The 24,879-nt window shown below is 54.6% G+C and carries 30 protein-coding genes and 3 pseudogenes; 1 reads left to right on the top strand and 32 read right to left on the bottom strand.

Features of this window, described 5'->3' with window-relative positions; translation table 11 throughout:
* Nucleotides 1-9: 9 nt before the first annotated feature.
* The 31 genes and pseudogenes from GY33_RS0111010 to GY33_RS20525 all read right to left on the bottom strand — a co-directional run bounded on the left by GY33_RS0111010 (nt 10) and on the right by GY33_RS20525 (nt 23,359).
* On the bottom strand, nt 10-2,814 hold the full coding sequence (locus GY33_RS0111010) for a chemotaxis protein CheB (RefSeq protein WP_084185102.1): 2,805 nt from the start codon (nt 2,812-2,814) through the stop codon (nt 10-12).
* 202 nt (nt 2,815-3,016) lie between these two features.
* Nucleotides 3,017-4,363 (bottom strand): PAS domain-containing sensor histidine kinase, encoded by a 1,347-nt coding sequence (locus tag GY33_RS19870; protein ID WP_051822526.1) that lies wholly within the window; start codon nt 4,361-4,363, stop codon nt 3,017-3,019.
* A gap of 85 nt (nt 4,364-4,448) precedes the next feature.
* Nucleotides 4,449-5,966, bottom strand: coding sequence for a B12-binding domain-containing radical SAM protein (locus tag GY33_RS0111000; protein WP_235185508.1), 1,518 nt, complete (start codon nt 5,964-5,966; stop codon nt 4,449-4,451).
* A 198-nt stretch (nt 5,967-6,164) separates the two neighbouring features.
* Nucleotides 6,165-6,386 (bottom strand): hypothetical protein, encoded by a 222-nt coding sequence (locus GY33_RS0110995; protein ID WP_031387380.1) that lies wholly within the window; start codon nt 6,384-6,386, stop codon nt 6,165-6,167.
* A gap of 71 nt (nt 6,387-6,457) precedes the next feature.
* Nucleotides 6,458-6,637: a CsbD family protein gene (locus tag GY33_RS0110990; RefSeq protein ID WP_031387379.1), complete on the bottom strand. Its 180-nt coding sequence runs from the start codon at nt 6,635-6,637 to the stop codon at nt 6,458-6,460.
* A gap of 84 nt (nt 6,638-6,721) precedes the next feature.
* Nucleotides 6,722-6,856, bottom strand: coding sequence for a DUF3096 domain-containing protein (locus GY33_RS20550; protein WP_084185101.1), 135 nt, complete (start codon nt 6,854-6,856; stop codon nt 6,722-6,724).
* A 63-nt stretch (nt 6,857-6,919) separates the two neighbouring features.
* Nucleotides 6,920-7,072: a DUF3309 family protein gene (locus tag GY33_RS20545; protein ID WP_084185100.1), complete on the bottom strand. Its 153-nt coding sequence runs from the start codon at nt 7,070-7,072 to the stop codon at nt 6,920-6,922.
* Nucleotides 7,073-7,143: 71 nt separating this feature from the next.
* The gene (locus GY33_RS21040; protein ID WP_152555170.1) at nt 7,144-7,293 is read right to left on the bottom strand and encodes a lmo0937 family membrane protein; all 150 of its coding nucleotides are present in this window, start codon (nt 7,291-7,293) and stop codon (nt 7,144-7,146) included.
* A gap of 50 nt (nt 7,294-7,343) precedes the next feature.
* A pseudogene (locus GY33_RS20540) lies at nt 7,344-7,448 on the bottom strand (desulfoferrodoxin FeS4 iron-binding domain-containing protein); the annotation flags it as partial.
* An 83-nt stretch (nt 7,449-7,531) separates the two neighbouring features.
* A pseudogene (locus GY33_RS20535) lies at nt 7,532-7,636 on the bottom strand (desulfoferrodoxin FeS4 iron-binding domain-containing protein); the annotation flags it as partial.
* Nucleotides 7,637-7,964: 328 nt separating this feature from the next.
* Entirely contained in the window at nt 7,965-8,891 is a 927-nt protein-coding gene (locus tag GY33_RS19865; protein ID WP_051822525.1) for a GGDEF domain-containing protein, read from the bottom strand.
* A 5-nt stretch (nt 8,892-8,896) separates the two neighbouring features.
* The gene (locus GY33_RS0110960; protein WP_031387377.1) at nt 8,897-10,387 is read right to left on the bottom strand and encodes an ATPase domain-containing protein; all 1,491 of its coding nucleotides are present in this window, start codon (nt 10,385-10,387) and stop codon (nt 8,897-8,899) included.
* The gene (locus tag GY33_RS0110955) at nt 10,384-10,953 is read right to left on the bottom strand and encodes a hypothetical protein (protein ID WP_152555169.1); all 570 of its coding nucleotides are present in this window, start codon (nt 10,951-10,953) and stop codon (nt 10,384-10,386) included. Before GY33_RS0110955 ends, GY33_RS0110960 begins: the two co-directional genes overlap by 4 nt.
* Nucleotides 10,954-11,805: 852 nt before the next feature.
* Nucleotides 11,806-13,455, bottom strand: coding sequence for an MBL fold metallo-hydrolase RNA specificity domain-containing protein (locus GY33_RS0110945; protein ID WP_051822569.1), 1,650 nt, complete (start codon nt 13,453-13,455; stop codon nt 11,806-11,808).
* Between the two features lie 182 nt (nt 13,456-13,637).
* Nucleotides 13,638-14,264: a superoxide dismutase gene (locus GY33_RS0110940; protein WP_031387374.1), complete on the bottom strand. Its 627-nt coding sequence runs from the start codon at nt 14,262-14,264 to the stop codon at nt 13,638-13,640.
* A 320-nt stretch (nt 14,265-14,584) separates the two neighbouring features.
* Nucleotides 14,585-14,938 carry a hypothetical protein gene (locus GY33_RS0110930; protein WP_031387373.1) on the bottom strand — a complete coding sequence of 118 codons (354 nt, stop codon included), beginning with the start codon at nt 14,936-14,938 and terminating at the stop codon, nt 14,585-14,587.
* Between the two features lie 9 nt (nt 14,939-14,947).
* The gene (locus tag GY33_RS0110925) at nt 14,948-15,463 is read right to left on the bottom strand and encodes a DUF3618 domain-containing protein (RefSeq protein WP_031387372.1); all 516 of its coding nucleotides are present in this window, start codon (nt 15,461-15,463) and stop codon (nt 14,948-14,950) included.
* 31 nt (nt 15,464-15,494) lie between these two features.
* Nucleotides 15,495-15,839: a phage holin family protein gene (locus GY33_RS19860; protein WP_051822524.1), complete on the bottom strand. Its 345-nt coding sequence runs from the start codon at nt 15,837-15,839 to the stop codon at nt 15,495-15,497.
* Nucleotides 15,840-15,868: 29 nt separating this feature from the next.
* On the bottom strand, nt 15,869-16,222 hold the full coding sequence (locus tag GY33_RS0110915; RefSeq protein WP_035271889.1) for a hypothetical protein: 354 nt from the start codon (nt 16,220-16,222) through the stop codon (nt 15,869-15,871).
* Nucleotides 16,223-16,527: 305 nt separating this feature from the next.
* Nucleotides 16,528-16,974, bottom strand: a complete 447-nt coding sequence (locus tag GY33_RS19855; protein WP_051822523.1) for a BON domain-containing protein — start codon at nt 16,972-16,974, stop codon at nt 16,528-16,530.
* 106 nt (nt 16,975-17,080) lie between these two features.
* Complete coding sequence (locus GY33_RS0110905) at nt 17,081-17,647, bottom strand: hypothetical protein (RefSeq protein WP_031387368.1); 567 nt, start codon at nt 17,645-17,647, stop codon at nt 17,081-17,083.
* 101 nt (nt 17,648-17,748) lie between these two features.
* Complete coding sequence (locus GY33_RS0110900) at nt 17,749-18,522, bottom strand: BON domain-containing protein (protein ID WP_031387367.1); 774 nt, start codon at nt 18,520-18,522, stop codon at nt 17,749-17,751.
* 128 nt (nt 18,523-18,650) lie between these two features.
* The gene (locus tag GY33_RS0110895) at nt 18,651-18,830 is read right to left on the bottom strand and encodes a CsbD family protein (protein ID WP_031387366.1); all 180 of its coding nucleotides are present in this window, start codon (nt 18,828-18,830) and stop codon (nt 18,651-18,653) included.
* Nucleotides 18,831-18,852: 22 nt separating this feature from the next.
* Nucleotides 18,853-19,101, bottom strand: coding sequence for a hypothetical protein (locus tag GY33_RS0110890; protein WP_031387365.1), 249 nt, complete (start codon nt 19,099-19,101; stop codon nt 18,853-18,855).
* Nucleotides 19,102-19,174: 73 nt separating this feature from the next.
* On the bottom strand, nt 19,175-19,489 hold the full coding sequence (locus GY33_RS0110885) for a BON domain-containing protein (RefSeq protein ID WP_031387364.1): 315 nt from the start codon (nt 19,487-19,489) through the stop codon (nt 19,175-19,177).
* Nucleotides 19,490-19,540: 51 nt separating this feature from the next.
* Entirely contained in the window at nt 19,541-19,690 is a 150-nt protein-coding gene (locus GY33_RS21035; RefSeq protein WP_152555168.1) for a lmo0937 family membrane protein, read from the bottom strand.
* 48 nt (nt 19,691-19,738) lie between these two features.
* Nucleotides 19,739-19,846: pseudogene (locus GY33_RS20530) on the bottom strand (desulfoferrodoxin FeS4 iron-binding domain-containing protein); the annotation flags it as partial.
* A gap of 329 nt (nt 19,847-20,175) precedes the next feature.
* Entirely contained in the window at nt 20,176-21,000 is an 825-nt protein-coding gene (locus tag GY33_RS0110870) for an MlaA family lipoprotein (RefSeq protein WP_035271886.1), read from the bottom strand.
* Nucleotides 21,001-21,017: 17 nt separating this feature from the next.
* The gene (locus tag GY33_RS0110865) at nt 21,018-21,641 is read right to left on the bottom strand and encodes an MlaC/ttg2D family ABC transporter substrate-binding protein (RefSeq protein ID WP_031387362.1); all 624 of its coding nucleotides are present in this window, start codon (nt 21,639-21,641) and stop codon (nt 21,018-21,020) included.
* Between the two features lie 69 nt (nt 21,642-21,710).
* Entirely contained in the window at nt 21,711-22,163 is a 453-nt protein-coding gene (gene mlaD / locus GY33_RS0110860; RefSeq protein ID WP_031387361.1) for an outer membrane lipid asymmetry maintenance protein MlaD, read from the bottom strand.
* Nucleotides 22,160-23,359 carry an ATP-binding cassette domain-containing protein gene (locus GY33_RS20525; RefSeq protein ID WP_235185512.1) on the bottom strand — a complete coding sequence of 400 codons (1,200 nt, stop codon included), beginning with the start codon at nt 23,357-23,359 and terminating at the stop codon, nt 22,160-22,162. The genes mlaD and GY33_RS20525 overlap by 4 nt, the downstream gene beginning before the upstream one ends.
* Here GY33_RS20525 and GY33_RS21700 point away from each other — a divergent pair.
* Nucleotides 23,240-23,599 carry a hypothetical protein gene (locus GY33_RS21700; protein ID WP_235185514.1) on the top strand — a complete coding sequence of 120 codons (360 nt, stop codon included), beginning with the start codon at nt 23,240-23,242 and terminating at the stop codon, nt 23,597-23,599. The two genes, GY33_RS20525 and GY33_RS21700, sit on opposite strands and share 120 nt — an antisense overlap.
* Before the next feature lie 161 nt (nt 23,600-23,760).
* Here GY33_RS21700 and GY33_RS0110845 read toward each other — a convergent pair whose 3' ends face one another.
* On the bottom strand, nt 23,761-24,567 hold the full coding sequence (locus GY33_RS0110845) for an MlaE family ABC transporter permease (RefSeq protein WP_031387359.1): 807 nt from the start codon (nt 24,565-24,567) through the stop codon (nt 23,761-23,763).
* Nucleotides 24,568-24,879 lie beyond the last annotated feature (312 nt).

Genomic DNA, 24,879 nt, shown 5'->3' with positions numbered 1-24,879 from the left:
TGCCTGGAATTATTTTTCTTGTGAATCATGGCCTTTGCTCCCACTCTTTGTCTCCGCCGGATGTTTTTCCGGTGGCGTACGCGTGAGCTCGGTGTACAGCGCACGATATTTCTCTTCACTCTCCTCCAACTTCGCCTGCAGTTGTCGCGATTCCGTGACATCCACAAAGGTGAGCACCGCGCCCTCGATGACGTTATTCAGGGTGCGGTACGGCTGGATGCGCATGGTGTACCACCGGTCCTCGGCGGTCCGCACGTCAGTCTGCCTGGGAATCAGGGTGTCCAGCACGGCCTGGGTGTCCTCGGTCAGCCTGCCGTAGCCGGGCAGGTTGGAAACGATGTGCCCCACGGGCCTGCCGATGTCGCTGTGGATCAGGTTGATGATCTTGGTGGCGGCGGGGGTAAAACGCAGGATGCGCAACTGAAGGTCCACGAAGACCGTGGCGATGCCGGTGCCGGCCAGCAGGTTGTTCATATCGTTGTTGACCCGCGACAGGTCGGCCACCTTGGTCTGCAACTCGGCGTTGACCGTGGCCAGCTCCTCGTTCACCGATTGCAGTTCTTCCTTGGACGTTTCCAGTTCCTCGTTGGTGGACTGCATCTCTTCGTTTATGGACTGCATCTCTTCATTGGAGGATTTCAACTCTTCATTGGAGGTCTCCAGTTCTTCGTTGGTGGTCTGAAGATACTCCTCCTTGGCCCGCAGCTCCTGTTTGAGCGCGGCGATGCGGGTGTCGGCATCTTCACTGTCCGACTCTGATGACGGTTTGCCGGTCTGTTCACCGGCCACTGGCAACGGATCACTGATCACGGGCTCCCGGGCCTGCTCCAGAATGACCAGGTACAAGGAGGGCTCGGGCGAGGCGGCAGGGCCGATGGCCACGGGTCGGACAGCCAGATTGACGGTGGTGACGTCGCCGTTGGTCTTGACCCGCAGCCCCGGGCAGCGAACGGTGATCCCGGTTCCCGCTGCTTTGCGCAGGGCGATAACCAGATCGCGGTGCAGCCCTTCCCGGGCCATCTTCAAAATATTGTTCGGTCCGCTCTCTCCGGGGGTGGGTTCCAGATACAGGCCTGCGCGCCCGTGGAGATAGAGGATATCGCCCTGGGCGTTGACCAGAACCCCTACCTGGATGATCTCCTGCAGCAGGGCCTGTTCGGTCAGCTCCCGCAACGGCAGTTTCCCGGGATAGGCCGTCTTTGCCGCGGCCAGAGAGGGCCCTGCATCCAGGGTCGTCATGGGCGGCAAAAACTGACCCGGTCCCGGGCGCTGGGCGCTGAGCAGGTCGTCCTTGCGCTGATACAGCTTCAACTTGCGGTCCAGCGCGGCAAAAAGGTCCTGGAACTCGCCCACGGTTTCCGAGGTTCCCAGAAAAAGAAACCCGCCCGGGTTCAAGGCGTAGTGGAACAGGGGGATGATCTTTTTTTGCAGTTCCCCGCCCATGTAGATCAGCAAGTTGCGGCAACTGATCAAATCCAGTTTGGAGAAAGGCGGATCCTTGATCACGTTCTGCTCGGAAAAGACCAGCATGTCACGGATGCTCTTGCGGATGCGAAAGGCGCTGTCGCCGGATTCGGGCGAGAAAAACCGCGCCAGCCGCTCCGGCGTGAGGTCGGCGGCGATGGAGGCCGGATAGATGCCGGCCCGGGCCGTGGCAATGGCATGGCTGTCGATGTCCGTAGCAAAGATCAGCACTCTGAAGCTCTCTTTCAGCGCCTCCTGGCGCTCGGCCAGCAGGATGGCCAGGGAGTAGGCCTCTTCGCCGGAGGAGCAGCCCGGCACCCAGATCCGAATCGCGGCATCCTCGCCCCTGGCGGCGAAGAGCTTGGGGATGATCTGCTCTTCCAGGGCGTTGAAGGCTTCGGGGTCGCGAAAGAAACTGGTCACGCCGATGAGCATATCGCGAAACAGGGCCTCCACCTCCTCGGGCGCCTGCTGGATGAACCTGACGTAGCCGTCCATGGAGTCGATCTGGTGCATGGCCATGCGCCGTTCAATGCGGCGCTGGATGGTCGAGGGCTTGTATTGGGAAAAGTCGTGGCCGGTTTGGGCGCGCAGCAGGATAAATATTTTTTTCAGCGCGTTCTCGGTCTTGGGCGCCGGGACCACGGGCCGAAGGGGCTTGCCGAAGGCATGGGCCACATAGGCGATAAGTTGGGCGGGCATCTCGGCCGGAGGCAGCTCAAAATCCACCAGTCCCGTGCTGATGGCGCTGCGCGGCATGCCGTCGTATTCGGTGGATTCCGGATTCTGGGCCATGACCATGCCGCCTTCGCCTTTGATGGCCCGCACTCCCAGGGTGCCGTCGCTGCCGGTGCCTGAGAGCACGATGCCGATGGCCCGCTCACGCTGGTCATGGGCCAAGGACCGGAAAAAGAAGTCAATGGGCAGGCGCCGCCCGCGCGGTTCCGCCGGCTCCAGCAGTTGCAGCGCACCGTTCAAAAACGCCATGTCCCGGCCCGGCGGAATGATATAGGCGCAGTTGGGCGCGACCTCCATGCCGTCTTCCACCTCAAAGACCTGCATCCGCGTGTAGCGTCGGACCAGGTCGGACAGGATACTCTTGTGGTCCGGGGCCAGATGCTGCACCAGGACAAAGGCCATGCCCGGATCAGTGTCCGCGGGCATACCGGAGAAAAAGGCCTCAAACGCCGCCAGGCCCCCGGCCGAAGCCCCGATCCCCACGATGGGAAAGCCCGTGGAAACGCATATCCCGGGCTGTTGCGCTTCGGCGGAAACTGGTGCGGACGCTTTGGTTCGACCGGAAACACTCTTCGGCTTGGCCTTGACCTTGGCCTTTTTGGTCTGAGGCATTTTGTGGGCTCCTTGGGCAGGTCGCGGGTGGGCGTATTGGTCTTCCGGCACTCACGTTCACCAGCCAGCCTGGCGGCTGTTTCAGCATCCGGAAACAAGCTCTTGCCGCTTCGTGCCGAAATAGACAAGGGGGTGGCCCACAACATTTTTCGTAGGGAGTTTGAATCTAGCCCGAGTTTTCGGGGGAGCATTACGTGCGGCTTCAGTTTTTGATCGGAACTGAAAATTTGAAAATGCTTCCCTGGCCTGGCGTGGTCTCGACCCAAATGCGACCACCGTGCATTTCCACGAATTCCTTGCACAGGATCAGCCCAATGCCGGAGCCGAGTTCGCCCTTGGTGCCGACTCGCGACGTGGTCTTGTCCAGGGAGAAAATTCCGGCGGCGGTGTCCTGATCCATGCCCATGCCGTTGTCCTGAACGGCAATGACGACCATGGCCTCGTCCCGTGTCGCCTCGATGGACACGTTGCTTTCGGGATTGCTGAACTTAATGGCGTTGGAGAGCAGATTGCGCAGCACCATGTTGAGCATGCGCAGATCAGCGAAGACCGTCATATCGGCGGGTACGGTGCAATTCAGAGCTATTTTCTTCTGGTCGGCCACGGTTTGCAGCAACTCCACGACCCTCTTGACCAAGTCTTTCAAGCCAAACTCATCCGGTTCAAATATGATCATCCCGCGATTTAATTTGGACCATTCCAGGAGATTCTCCAGCAAGTAAAACACTTTTTCCGCGGATTCCTTCATGCTCACGGCAAATTTATGCATCTCATTCGCTGAAAAATCCATGACATTGTCCACCAGCAACTGGGTCAACCCAATAAATCCGGTCACGGGGCTCTTCAGGTCATGGGCGATGATGGAAAAGAATTTATTTTTTTCAGCCAATGCTCCCTGAAGTTGTTCATTCATCCTCAAAACTTCCGATTCCCCGTTTTTGCGAGCGGTGATGTCGCTGATCACGATGCGGCAGGCGGATGCGCCGTCGGTCTTGGCAAAAGCACTCTCCAGGCGCGCCCAAAAATACGTGCCTTTCCGCTTCAGCAACCGCAGCTCGCATTCCTGGGGTTCACCGGTTTCGAGGAGTTGTTTATTATTCAGATAGAAAATATCCTGATCTTCTTTGTGGATGTACCGGGAGATCAGCTTCTTTTTCAGATTGCCGCGGGTCACGTCCAGCATTTTTATGAAAGTCAGGTTGGCTTCCTGGATCAGTCCCTTGTCGTCCACCGTGCAATAGCCCACCGGGGCCAGATTGAAGAGGTCAAAATAGCGTTCCCGGATCGCGTCCAGTTTGGCTTGTGTTTGGCGCAGATCCTCGTTTTGCAGCTCCAGCTCGATCTTGTGGACGCGCAGTTCGTGGAGCGTTTGCCGGACTTCTTCAGGGGCCTGGGCCTCCATCTCCTCAGTCGACCAAATGTCCGTGCTTCCAATGACATCCTCGGCCCGCCGACGCAAAGGAGCCCGGCCCGAGCGTGCGCCGCCATCCCCTGGGAAACCACCTCTCTTGCCGGGACTTGCCTTCCGCTTGACCATCATCCCTCCCATGGTTTGCTTCCCTGTATCAATTTGAATTTGTTGTCCTCGTTGAGAACCCTGAACTCTGCCACCCCCAATTGCATGGCGGAAGGCTCTACAGCACCCGCAATTCGCAGACCCGACGAAAATGGTAGCCGTAGATGGCCAGGGTCACGGCCAGGGGCAGGGATCTTGGCCGTCGGAGCAGGGTCCAGAAGAACAGTTTCCAGTAGTGGAACCGTTCCTGGCCCAGGATACCCAGACGGAAAATGGATCGGAACAGAGCCATCAGGCTTTCGGAAAAGCACCGGATTTGCCATAGCTTTTTGTTGCTCGGCAGATTGTACTCCCGCAGAAAGGTGATCACCCTGGCATAGTACGCCTCGGGCGAGTAGATGTTCTTCAGGATTTCCTTGTATCCGTCGCGCAGCGACTCCAGGGTCATGGCCGGGAGGATGTTCGTCGTGCCGTCCACGTTGTCGCCGGAAATGACTTCGCGCAGCCGACCGGCCTGCTTCAGCCTGCTGTAAAGCCTGGTGCCGGGGGGGGCTTGCAGCATGCCGACCATGGCCGTGGTGATGCCGCTTTGCTGGATGAACTCCACAAGGCGATTGAAAATGGTCGGCTCGTCATTGTCAAAGCCGACGATGAACCCTCCCTGGACCTGGATTCCAAAGCGCTGGATCCGCTTCACGTCCCGGATCAGATCGCGGCAAATGTTTTGTCCTTTGCCGCATTCGGACAGGCTGGCCTCATTGGGCGTTTCAATGCCGATGAACACGGTATCGAATCCCGCCTCAACCATCATGGCCAACAGTTCTTCGTCGTCAGCCAGATTGATGGACGCCTCGGTGCCGAAAGGCATTCCTTTTTTGCCTATTCTCCAGTTGACCAAGGCGGGCAGCAGCTCGGTTTTAAGCCGCCGCTTGTTCCCGATCAAATTGTCGTCCACGAAAAATATCCCGCCGCGCCACCCGTTGGCATAGAGACTGTCCAGCTCGGCAATCATCTGAGGCGCGCTCTTGTTGCGCGGGGTGCGGCCCAACAAGGCCGTGACGTTGCAGAAGTCGCAACTGAACGGACACCCCCGGGAGTACTGAACGCTCATGCTCGCGTACTGGTCGAGTTCTAAAAGATCCCAGCGCGGAACGGGCGTCCGTCCAATATCCGCGAATCGATCCGTGGCGTAGACCCGTTGGGCCCGTCCTTGGAAAAGATCCAGCAGAAATTCCGGCAGGGTCAGCTCGGCCTCGTTGAGTACAAAATGATCCACCTCGGGAAAGTGTTCATGCTCCACCGTGAACAGCGGCCCGCCGGCAACCACCAGCAGGCCGGCGTCCTTGCACGACTTGATCGCCTTGCGCGAGGATTCCCGCTGCACGGTCATGGCGCTGATCAAGGCGTACTCGGCCCAGAGCAGGTCGTCCAAGGACAATTCCCGGATATTCAGATCCACCAGACGCGGATTCCAATGCTTCGGAAGCATGGCCGCGATGGTCACCAGTCCCAACGGAGGCGAGGAGACCTTCTTGCCCACGAACTTCAGGGCGTGCTTGAAGCTCCAAAACGTATCAGGAATCTCGGGATAGATCAGCAGGACATTGATTGGGGACGTTTGTGAATCTGAAATCATATGCCCTCCCCTTGCGGCAACGGCAGGCAGGATGTGACCAGGCTAACTGAGTGTTGGAAAAATTCTCATCCGTCAGTTCGTTCAAAAACCCCAAGTGCAAGGAGCAAAAAAAGGCTCAAGGTCGAAGCGTATTTATTCATACGTGAGAGTTTGAACTTTTTGCAGCGACGAAGCAATGGGGAGTTTTTCAACGGACTGCTACCGCTTTCCGGCTCCGACAAACAGGAGCCCGCCGCCGATCACTATCGCCCCGATTCCGGCCCAGATCGGAATGTTGACCGTCTGCCTGTCCTGTATCGAGAATTCCAATGGTCCCAGTTTGGCATCATGGGTTTCCCGGGTGTACGTGAAACCGCCGTAGGCCAACCCCAAAGCACCCACAAGAATCAAAGCAAGCGCAACGACTCTGATTGCATTCATTGTATGTCCTCCCCCTCGAAAAGATAAAACTTAGGAACGAATCTAGATTCGTTCCTATGTGGCGTGCCGCTCTACTTTCCCGCGGCTCTTTTCACATCGCCGACTTTTTCCTGCACAACTCCGCCGAGTTTTTCGACTTTGCCCTCGACTTCCATATCAGGATTGCCGACTGCTTTCCCGACAACTTCCTTGACCTTTCCTTTGGCCTGATGCTTCTTACCTTCCACCTCATCCCTCGTGCTTGATTTCATGATGTTCGCTCCTCTTTGGTTGGAAATTGACGTGCTCAAAATACAGTATAGTTGCTCAAATTGAGCGATTCACAAAAACTCTTTTCATCGAATCAGCCCGAGAATGCCGAATATGATCAAATAAAATGCCACGATGTAATTCAACAATCTCGGAAAAATGAGAATCAGGATTCCCGCGATGAGCGAAACAACGGGCTCAGGCGCAATATTGATTTGCATATTTTTCTATCTCCCTTGGAATTCTTTGGCATGATGAGCAGGCTTCCGTGTTTCCGGTCCATCTCAAATTCGCCCCATCAGCATTAGGATGACCAATATCAACAGGATCAATCCGATTCCGCCACTGGGGTAAGGCCCCCAGGATCTACTGTGCTTCCAAGTGGGCAAAGCGCCGATCAGTACAAGGATCAGAATGACGACCAGGATGGTTCCCATGGCATTTTTCTCCTATAGCTAATGTAATAAAAACTTTGATTCGATTTCTTGTTCCATTGATTTCTAACTGGTCACAAGACCCTTCGCCCCTGGAGAACCTGGATCAGAACGACAATGATGGCGATGACCAGAAGAATATGCAGGATGCCACCCATGGTGTACCCGCTCATCAAGCCAAGCAACCACATGACCAAAAGAATGACAAATATTGTCCACAGCATGTTACCTCCTGTTCGGCGCGATTCATTGCCATTAGGTATGGTTACTGCTTCTTCATTGGCTCACCACAACAAACCAGCTCTCCATCTCCTGCTTCCATCACTTGCACGACATTTCCACATTTTTCACACTTGTATACTTCTTTTACCTTCGTCATGAATTGCCTCCATCCGGTCATTGTCCACAGCATGTTAGATCCTACTTAGTGCGATTCATTCCCATTACGTATGGTTACTGCTTTTTCATCGGCTCACCACAACAAACCAGCTCTCCATCTCCGGCTTCCATCACTTGCACGACATTTCCACATTCTTCACACTTGTATACTTCTTTTACCTTCGTCATGATCTGCCTCCATCCGGTCACAATGTTGATTCATTCCTGAGATTTTCATGCGCCATGAACACGCACCTCTCGGCGATAAAATTTTACCTCTTCATATAAGATACTGATACTTTCTCTGAACCATGTCTGTAGGGGAATCACCCATTAGCGCGGGAGAAAACCCCAAGAGGCGGGGATATTTCCCGGGTGCACGTGGGCATGGGAGCAACTTTGTCCGAGTCCGACACGCGCCTGTTTTTGTCGCGTCAGCCAAGGTTCTCCTCGAATCCTTATTCGTTCCGTGTTACCGCATAATCTGAGGCCATATCTACGAGCGCTTTGAGGCGCTTTACAGCTGGATCTTCATGTCCGTGCTGAACACCTGATAGTTGTTACGCCCTTTGTGCTTGGCAAAATACATGGCAGTGTCGGCATTGCGGATAACGGTTTCCTTATCCGTGCCGTGGTCCGGATAGAGGCTGATGCCGATGCTCAAGGTGACATGGAGACTGTGGGCGCCGATACGATGCGGCTCGACCATGGCCGCAATCAACTTTTGAGCGGCAAGGACAGCGCCATGCTCGCCTTCGACGTCGGCCAACAGCACCACGAATTCGTCGCCACCCTGGCGGCTGACCGTATCCGAAAAACGAACGCAGGCCTGCAGACGCTTTCCAATGGATTGAAGCAGTTGGTCACCCGCGGCATGCCCGAGCGAGTCATTGATGTGCTTGAAGTTGTCGATGTCCAGATACAGCAGGGCGACCTGATTGCCGTGACGCTGCGCAAGGGCGATCGACCGTTCCAGACGGTCGTCCAGCACTGCACGGTTCGGCAAGCCCGTAAGATAATCGTGCTCGGCCAAATGGGCCATTTTCGCGGCGATCTGCTCAGCGGTCTCAGCCTGCGTCTGGGCACGAATCGTCGCCACGACAAGCTGCTCGTTGACGTCACGCAGCAGCGCCTCGGAATGCCCGCCTGGCTCTGCCGAGATGTCCTGTTCATGAAGTTCGATGTCTTTGTCCCGCCGGACCGTGTCACCTCCGCGCCGATCCGAGACACCTCCGCGCCGATCCGCAAACCCTCGTCGCCGGCCCGTGCCATCTCTGCGCCGATCTGGACCAGAAAACCTGTGGCAGTTATCATTGGTCTGTTTATCGCCGGGATTTGCCTGCCCGGCAAAGGCATGCTCGGTCACCGAGCCCGATGGCAAGGTGTTTTCGGCTTCCTCAAACAGACTCTCCGGAGCGTTTTTCGGATGCGGACGATTCTGCATGCGAATCACCGTTTGCCTTGATCGTCCTGACCGCGCGTTTTTGTTCGCGTCGGCCGCCCGCCCAGCATTCCCTCGTAGTCGCTCACCGGGTCGCCGATGACAATGCCCTCATCGGTTATCTCGTACCGCCTGATCTCTTTGTCGTGGGCGCTGGCCCGGACCTTGACCACCGCCATGACCCGCTGCAAAGTGCTCCGCACTTCAATGTAGCGCTGGACGATGATCGCATCGGTGAGAAACGCCGCCCCGTAGGGGCTGAACCGCAAATCAATATAGCGATCCTCAAGTTCCGACGTCATCAGCACCGTTACCCCCAGCCCGGACAGCACCGCGAACATCCGAAATAGAGATTCGCGAAAATCCTCGCGAAAGGTCGGCGCCACGGCCAGCTCGAAGCCGGACAGCGAGTCGATCACCACACGCGTGGCCTTCATTCGCTGAATAACTTCGGTCAAGCGATGAACGATCTCGTCGATGGAAAGGTCCAGGGGACGGGTATTGATCAGGCCGATTTGTCCGTTGCGGATCATATCGTTGAGCGCGCGCATCCAGGATTGACTCGGCGTTTGCTCAAATGCAACGATCACGCCCGGTTCGCCCCGGCGGACTCCTTCGGCAAGGAAGGCGTCCGCCAGAATCGTCTTGCCCGACCCGGACGGTCCGGCCACCAGTAGTGAATATCCCGACGGCAAACCGCCGCCCAGCATTTCGTCCAGGCGCGGCACGCCTGTGGCCAACCTCTCCCGACCGCGCAACTCCTCGGGGGCCAACGGGGCATCCGCGATGCCTTCGAGAACCAGCGCGGTCGGGTAGACGACGATCCCAGCGCTGGTGATGCTGAAGGTATGCATCCCCGGTCGGATGGCCTGGCCGCGCATTTTCAGAATACGTATTTTGCGGACCATGGAATTTCTATGGACGCTTTGCCGTAGCGAGAGCAGGCCATCGGCCACCGTGAAGACCTGATGATGGACGCTTTCCGACCAGTATTCCCCGATCAGAAAGGAGGTGGTCTGCCAGCAGCCCAGCTGAATTCCGAGCTGCTGGACGAACTGTTGCAGGCTGATGGTATTATCAGGAAGATGTTGCGCCTCATACATGACCGAGCGGAAGGAATCGACAAAAACCAGTCCCGGCGGTGAAGCCTGGACTTCCCGCATGATGCGCGACAGCACACGGGCGTAGTCGCCGGTCGCAATGTCCTCGCTCAAGCTGACGAAACGAATCGCGTCGTTGATCTTGTCCGGGTTGAAGAACGAAAACTGCTGCTGATAACGCAGCATCTTCAGCGGCGGTTCCCCGAGCACGCTGAAGAACAGAGCTGGATGCTCCCGAGTTGCCAGGGAGAACATAATCTGGTGCGCCAGCGTCGTCTTGCCGGACCCTGGAGGCCCGACAATGATGTTCAAGGAATATTCCGGCAAGCCACCGCCCAGGATCGCATCAAGTCCAGGCACGCCCGTGGCCAGTCGGCGGATGGCTGCTATATTGTTCACTGTAGCCTCTCCTGTTCCGACACCGATGGAGGAAATGCCCCCATCGGGCCCAACAACCGGTTTGCCAATGCCTCTCCAATCATGTTCGACAACAGGATGACGAAGTTCGCAAGCAGAGTGTGGCTCGCCTCCGCGGCGACATCCGGGTCGCGGCCCGCAATGCAAGCCTTGAGGCCTACAAGCATTGTGGCACTGTCAACATTATCCCATACATTTGACAGCCACGGGTAGGCGGCACTTGTCAGGTACAACGAGCGGCCCAAAAGGGCGTCAACCCCTCGTTCGCCGATTACCGGCGAAAGCCTGGCGGACACCTGATGCCAAGACTTGAGTGTGGCTTCAGCGATCGCACCGGCATTGGCCGGGGCATTTCCGACATTGTTCAACGGCGTGTAGCGTACAGTTTCCAGATACATGCCATCCTCTGTTCTTGACATTGAAACGTTACCTCCGGTGCGACGTTGACTTGAAACCCGGACAACCGCTTCGAGATCTTTTTTATAATTGCTCAGCGTCTTCTCATTGCAAGGCACGAACGGGTCCGGCGTGTCTCGATTATTCGGCATGGTTTGTCTGAAATTCCGATTCCCCAAGTGAACCACTTTTTAACGGCCCGCACGGAGATTCGTTGCCTCGCCCGCGAGATCATCGTCCCAATAAAAAACGTAATTCTTTATCCGTCATTAAATACTTGGTCGACTTCTCACCCTGATAGGTTCCTCTGCGATCGACGCTGTTCCGGCGCTCCCAGGAAACTTGTGGTGACAATCCATCCTTTTGTGAGAATAATTCTCCATCATTCATTCGAGACGCAGTCCTCCGAGACGCCCCGTGATCTCCAAGCGTACGTCTTTCGCCTTCAAATCGCCTGTCCTGGCCGCTTCTTCGGTCGGGCCGCTCCCTTCGATCCGCGTCCTGCCTTCGACGGCCTCCATCTGCCCTGTTGTTCTGTCGTTGTTCCATGTTCACCCCTTGTCACTCTATCGTTTACAGGAAACGTAATTCCTCACACTGTCCAGTGAAGCCAAGCTAGATCATCCTCCGGGAAGTACTGTCTTCGAGTTGCTACCGATACCGACAGCCAAGTCCACGACGTTGCCGCGCATCGCACTCGTAGCCCCCTTTTGACCTTGATCATGATTTATCCTCCATTTCCCCTTCCATGCATGAAGGATCACATCATCATTTTCCGGACTCTCCAACCGCCCTTGACAAAAAAAAGTCCACGAAGACGTCATTTCCCCCCTTTCCAAATACAATAACATTTTGTTGACCGTGTCTGTAGGGAGATTACTTGCTTTAGATAGGGAAAAATCCCAGAGGAAGGAATAATACCCAGACGAAAATTGTGGGAGGGCGGCGGGGGAACGATCAATTCAATCCAGGTTCCTGGACACCGGCGATGAAACGGGTGCGGGTCAGCGGCCTTTGTTCTTGGTTTGGGTCCTGGAATGCCCGCAAGGAATATCACTGACAAGTGTATTCCAGATCCTGTTGACATCCAGAACGCGATCCCGCATCTCGGTTTGCTCAACCCAAGGCAAGGCCTGGAGACATGGGATTCTCTCCCGCAAAAGGACCATGGGCCTCTCCATTTCCTGGACAAGAAAGTCCCAGTCCATGTGGGACCTGCCTCGATCCTTGTCTCTGGGCTGCTCCAAGACCTTGCCCGGAGTGAGAATGCTTTCGTCGAGAAAATCGGGGATATGGACCGTGTAGCGGAACCTTTCCCGGATCAACCCGGCCAGAACCTTCTGGGCCTCATATTCACCGTGAATCAGGAAAACCTCCATGGTCCGGGAACGAAAAAAGCTCAACCAGTCCATGAGCTGGCTCTGGCCGGCATGGGCGGAAAAACCGCCGATGGTGAAGACCCGTGCCTTGACCAGAATATCTTCACCAAGAATGCGGATGGATTCGGCTCCATCGACAATCTTCCTTCCTGGGGTGCCCATGGCCTGAAACCCGACAAAAACAATACTCGCCCCTTGGCGCCAGAGGTTGTGCTTGAGATGATGCTTGACTCGCCCCGCATTGGCCATGCCGCTCGCGGAGATGATGACCGCCGGACCGCGCATGGTATTCAGCGCTTGGGACTCCTGCACGCTCAAGGTAAACCGCAGATTGGGCATGTTGAAGGGGTCTTCGCCGTTGGCCAGATAATGCCGCGTCTCCCGGTCAAAATAGTCCGGGTGTCGCCGAAAAACTTCCGTGGCCCTGGTCGCGAGAGGGCTGTCCACGAAGACCGGCATGTCCTTGGGAAGCTTCCCTTCCTTGGAGAGCAGGAACATGGAAAAAATGACTTCCTGGGTTCGCTCCAAGGCAAATGCCGGAATGATGACCTTTTCGCCCTTGGCATAACTGAAGGCAATGGCTTCGGCCAACTCCTCCCGGCTTTGATCCTCATTCTTGTGGTCCCTGTTGCCGTAGGTCGACTCCATGAAGAGAAAATCGGCCGACTCGACAATGCTGGGATCGCGAACCAGCAGCTGATCGGGCCGCCCCAGATCTCCTGAAAACACGAGCTTGATCCGCTGCCCGTCCTCCTCGACCCAGACTTCCACCAGGGCTGATCCCAGAATGTGCCCCGCGTCCTTGAAGTTGACCCTTACCCCCGGCCCCGGGTCGAAGGGGTCGTTGTAGACCATGGATTGGACCAGACTCATGGCCTTGGAAACATCACCCTTGCCATACAAAGGCTCAATTGGCTTTTGTCCGACACGCAACCGCTTCTTGTTTTCCCAGCGGGCCTCCATTTCCTGGATATGGGCGCTGTCCAAGAGCATGATCTCCAGCAAATCCTTGGTGGGCGGGGTAGCGTAAACCGGTCCCGCAAAGCCCCTGTTCACGATGCGCGGCAATAACCCGCTGTGGTCAATATGGGCGTGGGTGATCAGAATAAAGTCCAGGGTCGAGGGGTCATACAGAGCATCACTCTGGTTGCGTTTCTCGATCTCCCGGTTCCCCTGATACAACCCGCAATCCACTGCAAAACGAGTCTGGCTTGTCTCGACAACGATACAGGATCCAGTCACGGTTCGCGCTGCCCCTAAAAAACGAACTTTCATGTCTTGCCCCTTCGTTGCGTTGAAGTGCATGAGGTATTGAAGGAATGATTCATTTCGCAAGGAAAAACAGGTTGGCACTTTTTGGTTGGCCGTGCTTGCATTATTGATACGCATGAGCCCCCTGCCATCCGAAGAAATGTCAACCTGTTCCAAACCATCCCGCACGTACCTTTTTTGCTGCGTCAGCCAAGGTTTTTTGCCGCGAAATCCCAGTTGATCAATTCGTCCAGCACGGCTTTGACATAATCAGCGCGCCGATTCTGATAATCCAGGTAATAGGCATGCTCCCATACGTCGATGGTCAACAGCGGCTTCATCCCATTGGTCAGGGGCAGATCCGCGTTGCCGGTTTTGACCACCTTGAGGGTGACACCGTCCAACACGAGCCACACCCAGCCGCTGCCGAACTGGGCCATTGCAGCATCTGCCAACTCCTTCTTGCACGCATCCAAGGTCCCGAAGGCAGCCTCGATCTTTTGCTTCAACATCGCGGGTGGTTCTCCGCCGCCCTTCGGTTTCAGACTGCTCCAGTAAAACGTGTGGTTCCAAGTTTGCGCTGCATTGTTAAAGATTACCATCGTCGCCATACTTGGCTTGCCGGATGTCGCGATGATTATTTCTTCAAGCGACAGCTCCGCGAATTGCGTTCCCGCAACAAGCTCGTTCAGCTTCTCGACATATCCCTTGTGATGCTTTCCGTAGTGAAAACTGATCGTGTTCGCGGAAATTGCCGGATCAAGAGCATTATCCTGATACGGCAAAGACGGCAGGATATGCGGTGACGCTGATTTATTTTTTAAATTGGACATAACTTTGCCTCATTATATGCTTTTTTGTTCTGTTTCGTGCTCTTCTTGTAAAAATACTCACCAATCAAGATAGCGGAATATTGTATCAGGTGCATCCCCGCAGCACGAACAACACCAACAAGATCGGGATCGGGATTCCCAAAGCCCACAGCAAAATCCATCCTATCTTGCCTCGTTCACTTTTCCGTAAATTCCATTTACTCACAAGGCCCCCCTTCTCTTTCAGTATCAATTGAATGCTGAAATATTTCCAAAAACATAATGAAACTACTCAGCACATTTCCATGACAAGCCGGAACACAGCTGAGTAGTTACCAATTTTACCGGAAAAATTTTAAAGCCATATCTGAAAGCGCATGAACAACGGGTTCAGCGTACTGGCTGCCACCACGAGAATGCCGCGCACTTGCACTCAACAAAAGCCCCAGCCCGATTCCGATCCCCAATGCGATGAGCACTGTCTTCCCTGGATTATCGCTACTATAGCTCTTGGCCTGATCATACGTCTCACTAACCTTCTGAGTCGTTCTATCGTAAACATCCCCTACAGCCTTCTCCGCGGAACCTAAAGCCTCGGCACCGCGTTCCAGGAGATGATCAGCGGCACTATCGCTGCCGGGATTTCCATATTTCTGCTGTTTGGGGGTCTCGTACGTCTTGCTTTCGATATCCATGTCATCCTCCTAAGAATGCTTAAAGGTTAGCTGTTCGTTTTCTCCGCGAATGTCGCGATCCTCTCGTGGATTTGCGGTTGAGCCACGTCCGTTGCGAGGATGAGGACCTGTGCCTCCTGCCCCCTCCGTCAAGGTTGCTTCATTGAGCCAGCCGGCGGCAGCCCTCGCGACAATGCCGACCAGAGTCAGCTTGAGAAGACCGGGGCTGTCGGCCCTCGGGCTCCGGCCACCGAGTGAACCACACACTTCCTCGGCAATGGGACGCATGATTTGCTCCAGGGGCGAAGCTCGTTTCGTGAATACGCTCGAGGCCAGGTAGCCGATGCCGACGGCTGCTCCCAAAGACAGGTATGGGGAGTCGTTTACATATTCGCGCCAATCCATTTTCTCTTTGATCCGCTCGCCGATTTGTCCGACTGTCTGGGAGATGTTCTCCCTTTCTCTCGCAATATCCCGGCGTATTTCTTCGGAACTCCGTTCCCCATTCGTTACAGCGGTGTTGCCGCGATGCTCTTTTTCATCCATACATTGCGCTCCTTTGCAATTTCATCACATGCTATGGTTTCAATATTGCTTTCTTCAAGTGTCTATAGCCGACAAAGGCAATGATGGCACCGAGTAACGCGAGAGCGGCTCCGGAAAGAAGCGCTGCCATGACAGGAGCCATATAGGAAGTGAGTTCAATGATCAGCGCAGCACAAAATGACAAAAGTGCGGCAAAAATTATGAATGCTCCCACGACGACGGTAAAGAATCCACTGCAAGCAGCCGACACCTGTTCACGAAATCCCTGGACAACGAGTTCAATTTCGTCGTGGACCACCGCGGAAAAGTTTTTGGCAAGCTGTTCCAACAGTTCAGTGAATGATTCACGAGGCGAAGCAGGGTTCTTGTTTTCCATTTTTGTGCTCATAGAATCCCCCCACCCTTTCACCTGCGTCGCAAAACAGCTCCAATAATCAAACCAATGGCACCCGCGACCAGGAGGCTCCGTCCCGGGTGCTGCTTGATACATTCCTTGACTCTGGCTTCCGCCTGCTCATAGTCGAATTGCCGAACATACCCGGCGGACTGGTCCAACCACTCGGATGCCTGCTTTCCATACCGCGCAAGGCCGGATTGTGCGTCCTGACCTGTGGTATTATCGGCTAATGCTTCAGCAACGGTTTCCAAGTGATCGGCAATACTATTTTTGACGTTTTCAAAGCCGCGCGACTTGCCTGAGTTGTGAGACATTTTATCGGTTTCTTCCGGATTACCCACACTCTGGTCGTATATACCCATGGTTTACCTCGTAAATATTGTTGCGGACACCCTTTCAAGGCCATTCTTGTTGTGCCATCTCCGTCCCAGGGCGTTGTTCTGGGCTACCGCCGTCCGGTTGGGGCTGAAGAGCAAGCCCTGAAAGGGCGAAAAGATCAGCCCACAGTGCAACGCCTTGGATCCTGGGAGATATTCTTCGTATCCCCGAAGGGGCGGCCTGCAAGAAAGAGACTCTTTCAAAAAACTCGTAATGCTCCCGGCTTGCTTTTCTTCGCGCCGGCACAGCCGACAAGGAGCCGACTGTTCCGGTTGATCTTGGACGACGGTCACTCAATGGTCATGTTGTTGACCACATTTTTTACGCCCTGAAGATTTTTTACAAAATTAGCGACAACTTCCATTTCAGCCGCATCTTTGACCCGGCCGCTCAATGTTACCACTCCATCATTCGTCTCGACGTTTGCATCAAGGTCGCTGGTCGAGGGATTCTCCAGCAACGCCGCCTTGACCAGGGCTGTGATGGCCGCGTCATCGCCCGATTCAAGCGTGGTCTCCAGCATTTGGCCCGGCATTCGTTCACCTGATTGATTGGTGACCTTTGTTTCCGTCATAGCGGCCTTATCATCCGTAACACCTGCCGTGGCACTTGGCATGACTGAAGTTTTATCGCTTGATTCCTGGGGAACATTCGTCTCGGATGTACATCCGACGCTAATTACGAACATAATGGCCGCAACAATTAACAGTATTAAGCGACTCATCGATTTTTTCATGGTGCTTTTCTCCATTTTTGATTTTGATCCCATTTATTGAAATGTGACGAGTTCATGTTTTGTACATTGTGATTATGCAAGAAATGCATTTTTTCTTGAATTATCGCTACCGATACCGGTTCAGTTCCATTTCCAATGCATCGAGCCTGCGCGAAATGTCCGCTTCTTCCTCGTACGTCATGGACCTGCCTCCTTCCGTCACGTGCAGGTAATCACGCCGAACGGAATCCAGCCTGTATTGAATTTCGCGTCCCTCTCCAGCAGGCAAGCGTCCGCTGACTCTCCCATCGTCAATTGTCCATTGCAGGGCGACAATCCTGTCCCCGGTCCGTGGGCCTTCCATTCGTATTGGTCGAACAAGCGCCCGATCAATTTCATTGCCAAGCCTTTCAAGCCGCACATTGAGTCTGTCCCATTCATCACGGCGAACAGATTTATTTCTCAAATCCGTAGAGTCTGCTCGAATGCCTTTCAGTGTCGTCAGGAACATCTGCGACTGGTCAGGGGTAAGCGCGCCTGTTTTCAGCCCATCTCCAATCTTTTCCTGGATGACAACCATCCTGTTTTCCGCGCTGCGTTCATAATCCGGCCAAGTTTGCGGCATGGCCGCGCATCCAAAAAACAAGGCGACAACAGCGACCACAAGTGCCGTCGAAAATAATGCGTTCTTCATTTTCCGCCCTCCTCTCTTCCCGCCAGATTTTCAGAAACTCACGACAACGCATAATAAAAAGCCTTCCCGGCCATGGCCGGGAAGGCAACGTTCGCTTTGGATCACTCGACGGTCATGTTGTTGACCACATTCTTTACGCCCTTTACGTCACCGGCGTATTTGGCGGCCAATTCCTTTTCCGCCGCGTTTTTGGCCACACCGCTCAATGTGACCACGGCATCGCTGGTCTCGACCTTGGTGTTCAGGCCGCTGGTCGAGCGATGAGACAGCAAGGCCGCTTTGACCAGGGCGGTGATGGAGGCGTCGTCGATCTTATCGCCCACGGTTTTTTCCTCCGGCTTCTTTTCAGCTGGTTTTTCGGGAGTCTTCGCAACCGTCATCTCGTTCATGACCTCTTTGACCCCCTCGACATCCCTGGCATACGCGGTTGTCAGGTCAATTTGCGCCTGGTTGTCCGCTTCCCCTTTCAGGATCACGATCCCGTCCTGGGTGCTCACTTCAGTCATGGCGCTGACGCTACGATGGAACAAGAGCGTGGATTTCACTTTCAGGGTGATCCACGCATCCGACATTTCCGCGGGACGTTCACCTTTAAATTCCAGCTCGTTGTTCACGCTTTTCACTCCGGGCAGATTCGCCGCGGTCTCCTGGGCCAGAAGCTTGTGCGATTCCTCGGCGACCGTTCCCGATAACGTCACAACACCATCCTTGGACTGGATTTTAACATCGCCGTTCTTGAGGAATGTCTTGAACACGTAAGACTCTTTTGCTGATGCTATGATCCGGTCGTCCGTTTCAGAGGCAAAACTGACATTGATTAACAATAGCGAGCCCAAAACAGCTAGCAGCAGTATGCGATACATCGTTTTTTCCATGGTCATAATCTCCTTGTTGGCTATGGATGAAGTTATTGGTAATTATTCCGCGTTACACACGCTACTTCATTTTCATTGTATTATCTCCTTACTTTAAAAAGTTCGTTTTCGTGGAATTTCGTACCGCCCTACTTCCCCACGGATCTTTTCACATCGCCGACTTTTTCCTGCATAACTCCGCCGATTATTTCCCTGTTGCCTTCGGCTTCCATATCGGGATTATTGACGGCCTTCCCGATGACTTCCTTGATCTTGCCTTTAACCCGATGCATCTTGCCTTCAGCCTTATCCCTCGTGCTCGATTTCATAACACTTTCTCCCTTATTGGCGTTAATATATGATCGATCCACGTTGAATCTGCTCTTTCCTGGTGTTGTACTCCTGCTCGTTGATTTTTCCTTCGCTGTACTCCAGCTCGAGCTGATCCATCTGCCGCTTGTTCTGATATTCATATGCCGCTCCCGCTCCAAGCACCCCCACGGCTGCTCCAGTGGCCGCCCCCCCTGTAAACTGATTGCAACCGAAAAACGTGAGCGATACGAGAATCAACAATGATCCGATAAAAAATTTTGAGTTCATTTATCCCTCCCGCGCGGATAAATCTCCTGGCTGTGTTTATCCATGTTGCTCACAATCCCGTGGCCACGTTCCACTATTTCACGATAAGATCGTTCTTGACGGCACCGACCCCTTGAACGCTTCTCGTCAGTTCAACGGCTCGATTGGCGGCCTGTTGCGAATTGACGAAGCCGCTCAATTGAACGGTGCCCTTGTACGTTTCCACGCTGATCTTGAATGATTTGAGAAAATCATCCTCGGCAAGAAGTGCCTTGACCTTTGTTGTTATCACCGTATCGTCAACATAGTCGCCTGTGCTTCCCCGTGTGGAAGTCGCTGCGCAGCCCGCGAATGCGATGATGAGCAGGAAAAGTACTGAATAGCAAAACATCGTCTGTATATTCTTCATGACATGAACTCCTTTTTTCTTAAAATTGGATAATCAAGAAATAACACACGGTCACGTGATTCTTCTTCCTTGAAGAACCTGAACAACAAGAACAATAAGAGCTATGACCAACAAAATATGCACTACGCCGCCCATCGTGGCCCCTGTCATCAATCCCAAAGCCCACAATACCAAGAGAATAACAAAAATCGTCCAAAGCATATTTACCTCCAACGGTGAACTGTTTATCACTAACTGATGCGATTACTGCATCTTCATCGGTTCGCCACAACAAACGAGCTCCCCTTCACCGGCCTTCTTGACTTCAACGACATTCCCGCATGCGTCACATTTGTAGCTCTCTTTAACCTTGGTCATGATTTGCCCTCCAATTTGGTTCTATTGCATTTTCTGCGCGGGTACTCTTCCTCATTCTTCAGGCTCCCTCCCGCCCCTGTCGAAAAAGATTTTCCAGGTGCCTTCTCTTTCTTCTACATCACAATAACACTCTGGCTGTCCGTGTCTGTAGGGGAACCGCTTATTTTGGACGAGGAAAAATCCCAGGAATGAGGACTTTTTCCCAGGCCATCTCCTTTCCGGAATGGAAGGACTGAAAGCGTGGGTCGGGTTCTGGAGGGTTCTGGAGAAGTCCCGGGGCGTTGTGACGCCGAAAAATCGTGGCAGGCCGGACTTCGGGCGATGAGTCGTCAGTCTTGAACGAGTGCGCGGCGGTACTGGATATAGGCGTCGCGAAAGGCGACATAGGGATCAAGGGCTGATTCCTTCATGTCCTCGTACTGTCCGATCCTGAATGATAAGGAATTGATGCGTTCCTGGCTTTTCAAGGCCCATCCCAGTTCATGGGGTTCGAGATAGGAAAGGGGGGAAAGGAAGAAATCGCCTGCCATGCCCACCGAGTCTCGCAATGTCGATGGACCGAGCAACGGCCAGACAATATACGGACCGTTGCCGATCCCCCATACGCCGAATGTCTGTCCGGCATCCTCGTGGGTGACGTTCAGGTCCGGGAAGGCATCCGATATTTTGACCAAACCGAGGAAACCGAAGGTCGTGTTCAAAACAAAACTTCCGGTTTCCTTGGCGACCTTGTCGCCCTTGCCCTGCAACAGACTGTTCACGGCGCGCACGGGATAGGCCAGGTTGGTGAAGAAGTTTCCGATGCCGATCCTGAAAAGTTCGGGAACAACCATGGAGTAGGCCTGGGCGACCGGTTTGAGCAGATGGAGGTAGAGCTTGTCGTTGACGGTGAACATGGCCCTGTTCCATCCCTCCAGGGGATCGGCGACGCGCAAGGGCTTGTGCTCCTCGGCCAGGATTTCCCATTCCTCTTCCCACCACTCGTCATCGTCGAGGTCGTCATGCCGATCCGGGCCGCCCTCTCCTTTTGCGGCAACGGTTCCCCCGTCCGCGATCATCGCGGAACCGGGACTGTTCTTTCCGGCGCATCCGGTCGTGATCAACAGACACGTCAGCAAAAGGATCAACGCCGCGGATAATATTTTTTTCGGCATATCTTCCCGTCCTCTTCTCAATTCGCGGCCTCAACGCCGTCTCGCAGGCTCGCGACCTTGCTCCGCAGTGATTCGAGCAATCCGTCCACACCGCTTCGATGCAGAATCTCCTCGAACTGGGTCCGAAAATTCTGGGCCAGGCTTATCCCCTCCCCATGGATGTCGTAGACCAGCCATTTTCCATTTTCCTCATAGAGCCGATACAAAACCAGAACGGGGCCCTGCCTGGCCTTGACCTGGGTTTCCACTTCGGCTTTGGGGATGCGCGCTCCTGCTTCCGTGAGCAACGTTTCCTTGACGTAAACGACGTCTTCGTCGGAATAGGCGGAAATGTAATTTCGGTAGGTGCGCTCGATCAATTCCGAATACAGCGAAACAAATTGCTCCTGCTGCGATGCGTCCAACTGTCTCCAGCCTCGACCAAGGGTGACGCGGGAAAGAACCTCGTAGTCAAAGGCTGCATCAACAACCTGCTTGATGCGCTCGAATTTTCCATCGATGTTCTGTTCCGGACTGTCCGGTTCCCCCAGGATGCCGAGGACCTGGTCGACCGCGGTCTGAACGGTCGCCATCGGTGAAGCGGCCATGGCCGTGGACGCAAAAAGCAGCAGGCAGACCATCATCATAATTTGTTTCAACATATCGTCCTCGCGGTTTGACGTTTTCGATGCGGCATGCCCATCCTGGCCGTTTTTTCCCGCCTTCCGCCTTTATTTCTCAACGTCGCCAAAGGCGAACCGCCCGATCAGTTTTTCGATGTCCAAGGCCGGCACGGTATCCACGATGGTTTCTCCCGGACCGAGCTCGAAATCCGACCCTCCGGGAGCGATCTCGATGAATTTGTCTCCGATCAAACCGCGGGTTTTGATCGCCGCGACGGCATCATCCGAAACCGGGACCCCCTTTTCGATCCGCAAGGTCACGATGGCCACCAGATCCGTGGGGTGCAGGCGGATGCTCTCGACCTTGCCGATCCCGACTCCGGCCATTTCCACGACACCGCCCCGGTTCAACCCGGCGGCCGAAGTGAATCTCGCGTTGAGCAAATAGGTGTTGCCGCGCAGCAGTTCCAAGTCTCCCAGCCTGATCGTCAGATACCCGACGCACAACAGTCCAATGAGCATGAACACGCCCACGCTCGTTTCCATGGCGTATTTCTTCATATCGTTTCCTTTTTCTCGCGTACCGGACAAACCATTTGCTGCTCATTGTCACGAGCCACCATGACCAATGCCTGCAAGTCGGGGTATGCATCCACTTCCGCAACCCCCAAACTGATGCAAAAATTTCTGTAGCCGGGATGTTCCGCTCCGGATGTGAGTTTTCCCACAGCACTGATCCGTTCGAGCATTGCCGCGCGGAAAGCGTCGATCTGATCGGAATCGGTCACCGGGAAATACGCCGCGACCTCGTTTTTCCCGATCCGCACGGCTCGCCCTTGGCCGTCCAGTTGAGCGATCAGCCCGTCGGAGAGGTTTTGGATAGCTCGTTGCGCCGCGATTTGGCCCACATGCTCATCCACTTCATCCAAACCGTCCAACAAAAACAGAATGAACCCATATCGCTCACCGAGTTGGATGCGATGGCCAAGGCGTCTCAAGCCGGCCATGAACTCCTTGCGATTGTCCAGCCCGGTAAGGTCGTCCTTGAGCATCTCGACGCTGTTCAGAAAGGCCTGGATGTCGGGGTCGTCGGACTGCTCCAGGACAACCGGCGTATCTTCAAAAATGATCCCGCTGGAATCGATGATGGCCACCTTGTCCGCAATGTAGAACACATCAGGGATGTCATGGCTGACGACAACGGCCGTGAACCCCAGCTGCCGCTGATAATGGGCGATCATGTTCAGCACGGCGTTCTTTCTGATCGGGTCGAGCCCCGTGGTGGGTTCGTCAAAGAGCACGATCTCCGGATCGGTGATCAGGGCCCTGGCCAAGGCCACGCGTTTTTGCATCCCTCCTGAGATCTGCGAGGGATATTTGTTCAGGACGTCGGAGATCTCCAACTGTGTTGTCCGCTGGATGACCTTCTCCCGAATCATCGCGGACGCCAGACTCGTCTTTTCGGTCAGGGGCAGGGCGATGTTCTCATAAACGGTCATGGAATCGAACAGGGCGTTGTTCTGGAACATGTAGCTGAAACAACTCTTCAACTCGGACATGCTCTTGCGGTTCATGGTGGAAAGAGGCTTGCCCTTGAAGAAAATTTCTCCGGAATCCGGCTTGAGCAGTCCGATGACGTGCTTCAGCAAGACGGATTTCCCGACCCCGCTCTTCCCGATAATCACGGTCACCTGTCCGCCGAGGATATCCAGGCTGACATCCTTCAGAACGACCTTGTCGTTGAAGCTTTTGCACACCTTGACAAAGCGAATGACTGGTTCCGGCATAATCGTCCCAACTGTTTATTCAACGGACGGCTAAAGGGATGGTTCCAGGGCATTTTTGATCTCGAACCGAGGAAGCTCTGTATCGGTATCGAAATCGAAATCGTGATCGAAATCGATTTCTGGCAACTTTCCGATTTCGATAGCGATAGCGGCGATTTCGATTTCGATGGGTTTTCGCCTTTCCCTGGGGGGGCCATGAGTACCCTGTAATCTACTACCATGATGGCGGCACGATTGATCGTTTGTTCGTCGTTGCTCATCGTTGCCTCGCCCACCCAGGGCGGCCGCGAGGGCCGCCCCTACACTCGCGGCGAATTTTCACGGCAACAAAATCTGTCAACCTATTTTCCCGACAAGATGAACCATCCCGGCTAAAGCAGGAACGAGGTCAGGACATAGTCCACCACCAGCACGGCCACACAGGACATGACCACCGCGGTGGTGGTGGACATGCTCACCCCCTTGGCCCCGAAGCCGCCGGCGCGCAAATGGGTGAAATACCCCTGGTAGCAACAGATGACCGTAACGATAAATCCGAAAACCACCGACTTGAGGAAGCCCCCGGTAATGTCCTGCATGACCACGCTTGCCTCGATCTGGGTGAAGTAGGTTCCGGCGCTCAGGTGGAGCAGCACCACGCTGGTCAGATAGCCCCCGATGATGCCCACCACGTCGAACAAGGCCGTCAAGAGGGGGAAACTGATCAGGGAAGCCACGATTCGTGGACTCACCAGGAACTTGATGGGATTGATGTTCATGGTGTCCAGCGCGTCGATCTGTTCGGAGATGCGCATGATGCCGATCTCCGCGGCCATGGATGAGCCGGCCCGGGCAATGATCATGATGGCCGTGAGCACCGGCCCCAATTCCCGGATCAGCGACAGGGCCACGGCCGGTCCCAGCAAGCCCGTCGAACCGAATTTGGCCAGGGTATAATAGCCTTGAAGACCCAGAACCATCCCGGTGAACACGGATACCAGGAGAATGACGGACACGGATCGGAAGCCGATGAAATACATTTGGCTCAGAATCTTTCTGAACTGGAAGGGGAAGGTGAACACGTGCAGAACGGCCAAACCGGCGAAGATGGCCATTGCCCCCAGCTCATTGACCAAGCCGAACAACATCCGTCCCGAGGCGGCAAAAGGGTTTGCGCGGGTCTCCGCATGATCTGCCATGGATCGACTCCATATTCGTGAAGGGATGGCCCCCCAAAAAAGGTTTGTCGGCAGATCCGACAGGGCGGCGACCGGTTCCCATCCATACAACGGCTGACGAATCAATTCTCAAGCAATCATTCGCCTCCGCGACAAAAAGTTGGTCCCTGAGCACTGGACCGCATCGTGCGTGGACGTCCCACTTCAAGGAGGAAAGCTTCCCCCCTGTACAGAGGTCTATACCTTGGGGATGCAGCGCGTCTGTAGGGGAATTTCTTGTTTTAGCGAGGAGAAATCACAAGAGTCGGGAAAAAATCCCGGGCGGGTCGAGCT

This window comes from Desulfonatronum thiodismutans (genome assembly GCF_000717475.1).
GTDB classification, from domain to species: domain Bacteria; phylum Desulfobacterota; class Desulfovibrionia; order Desulfovibrionales; family Desulfonatronaceae; genus Desulfonatronum; species Desulfonatronum thiodismutans.
Note: the sequence above shows the minus strand (reverse complement) of the source record. Positions and strands in the feature narration are given on the sequence as shown.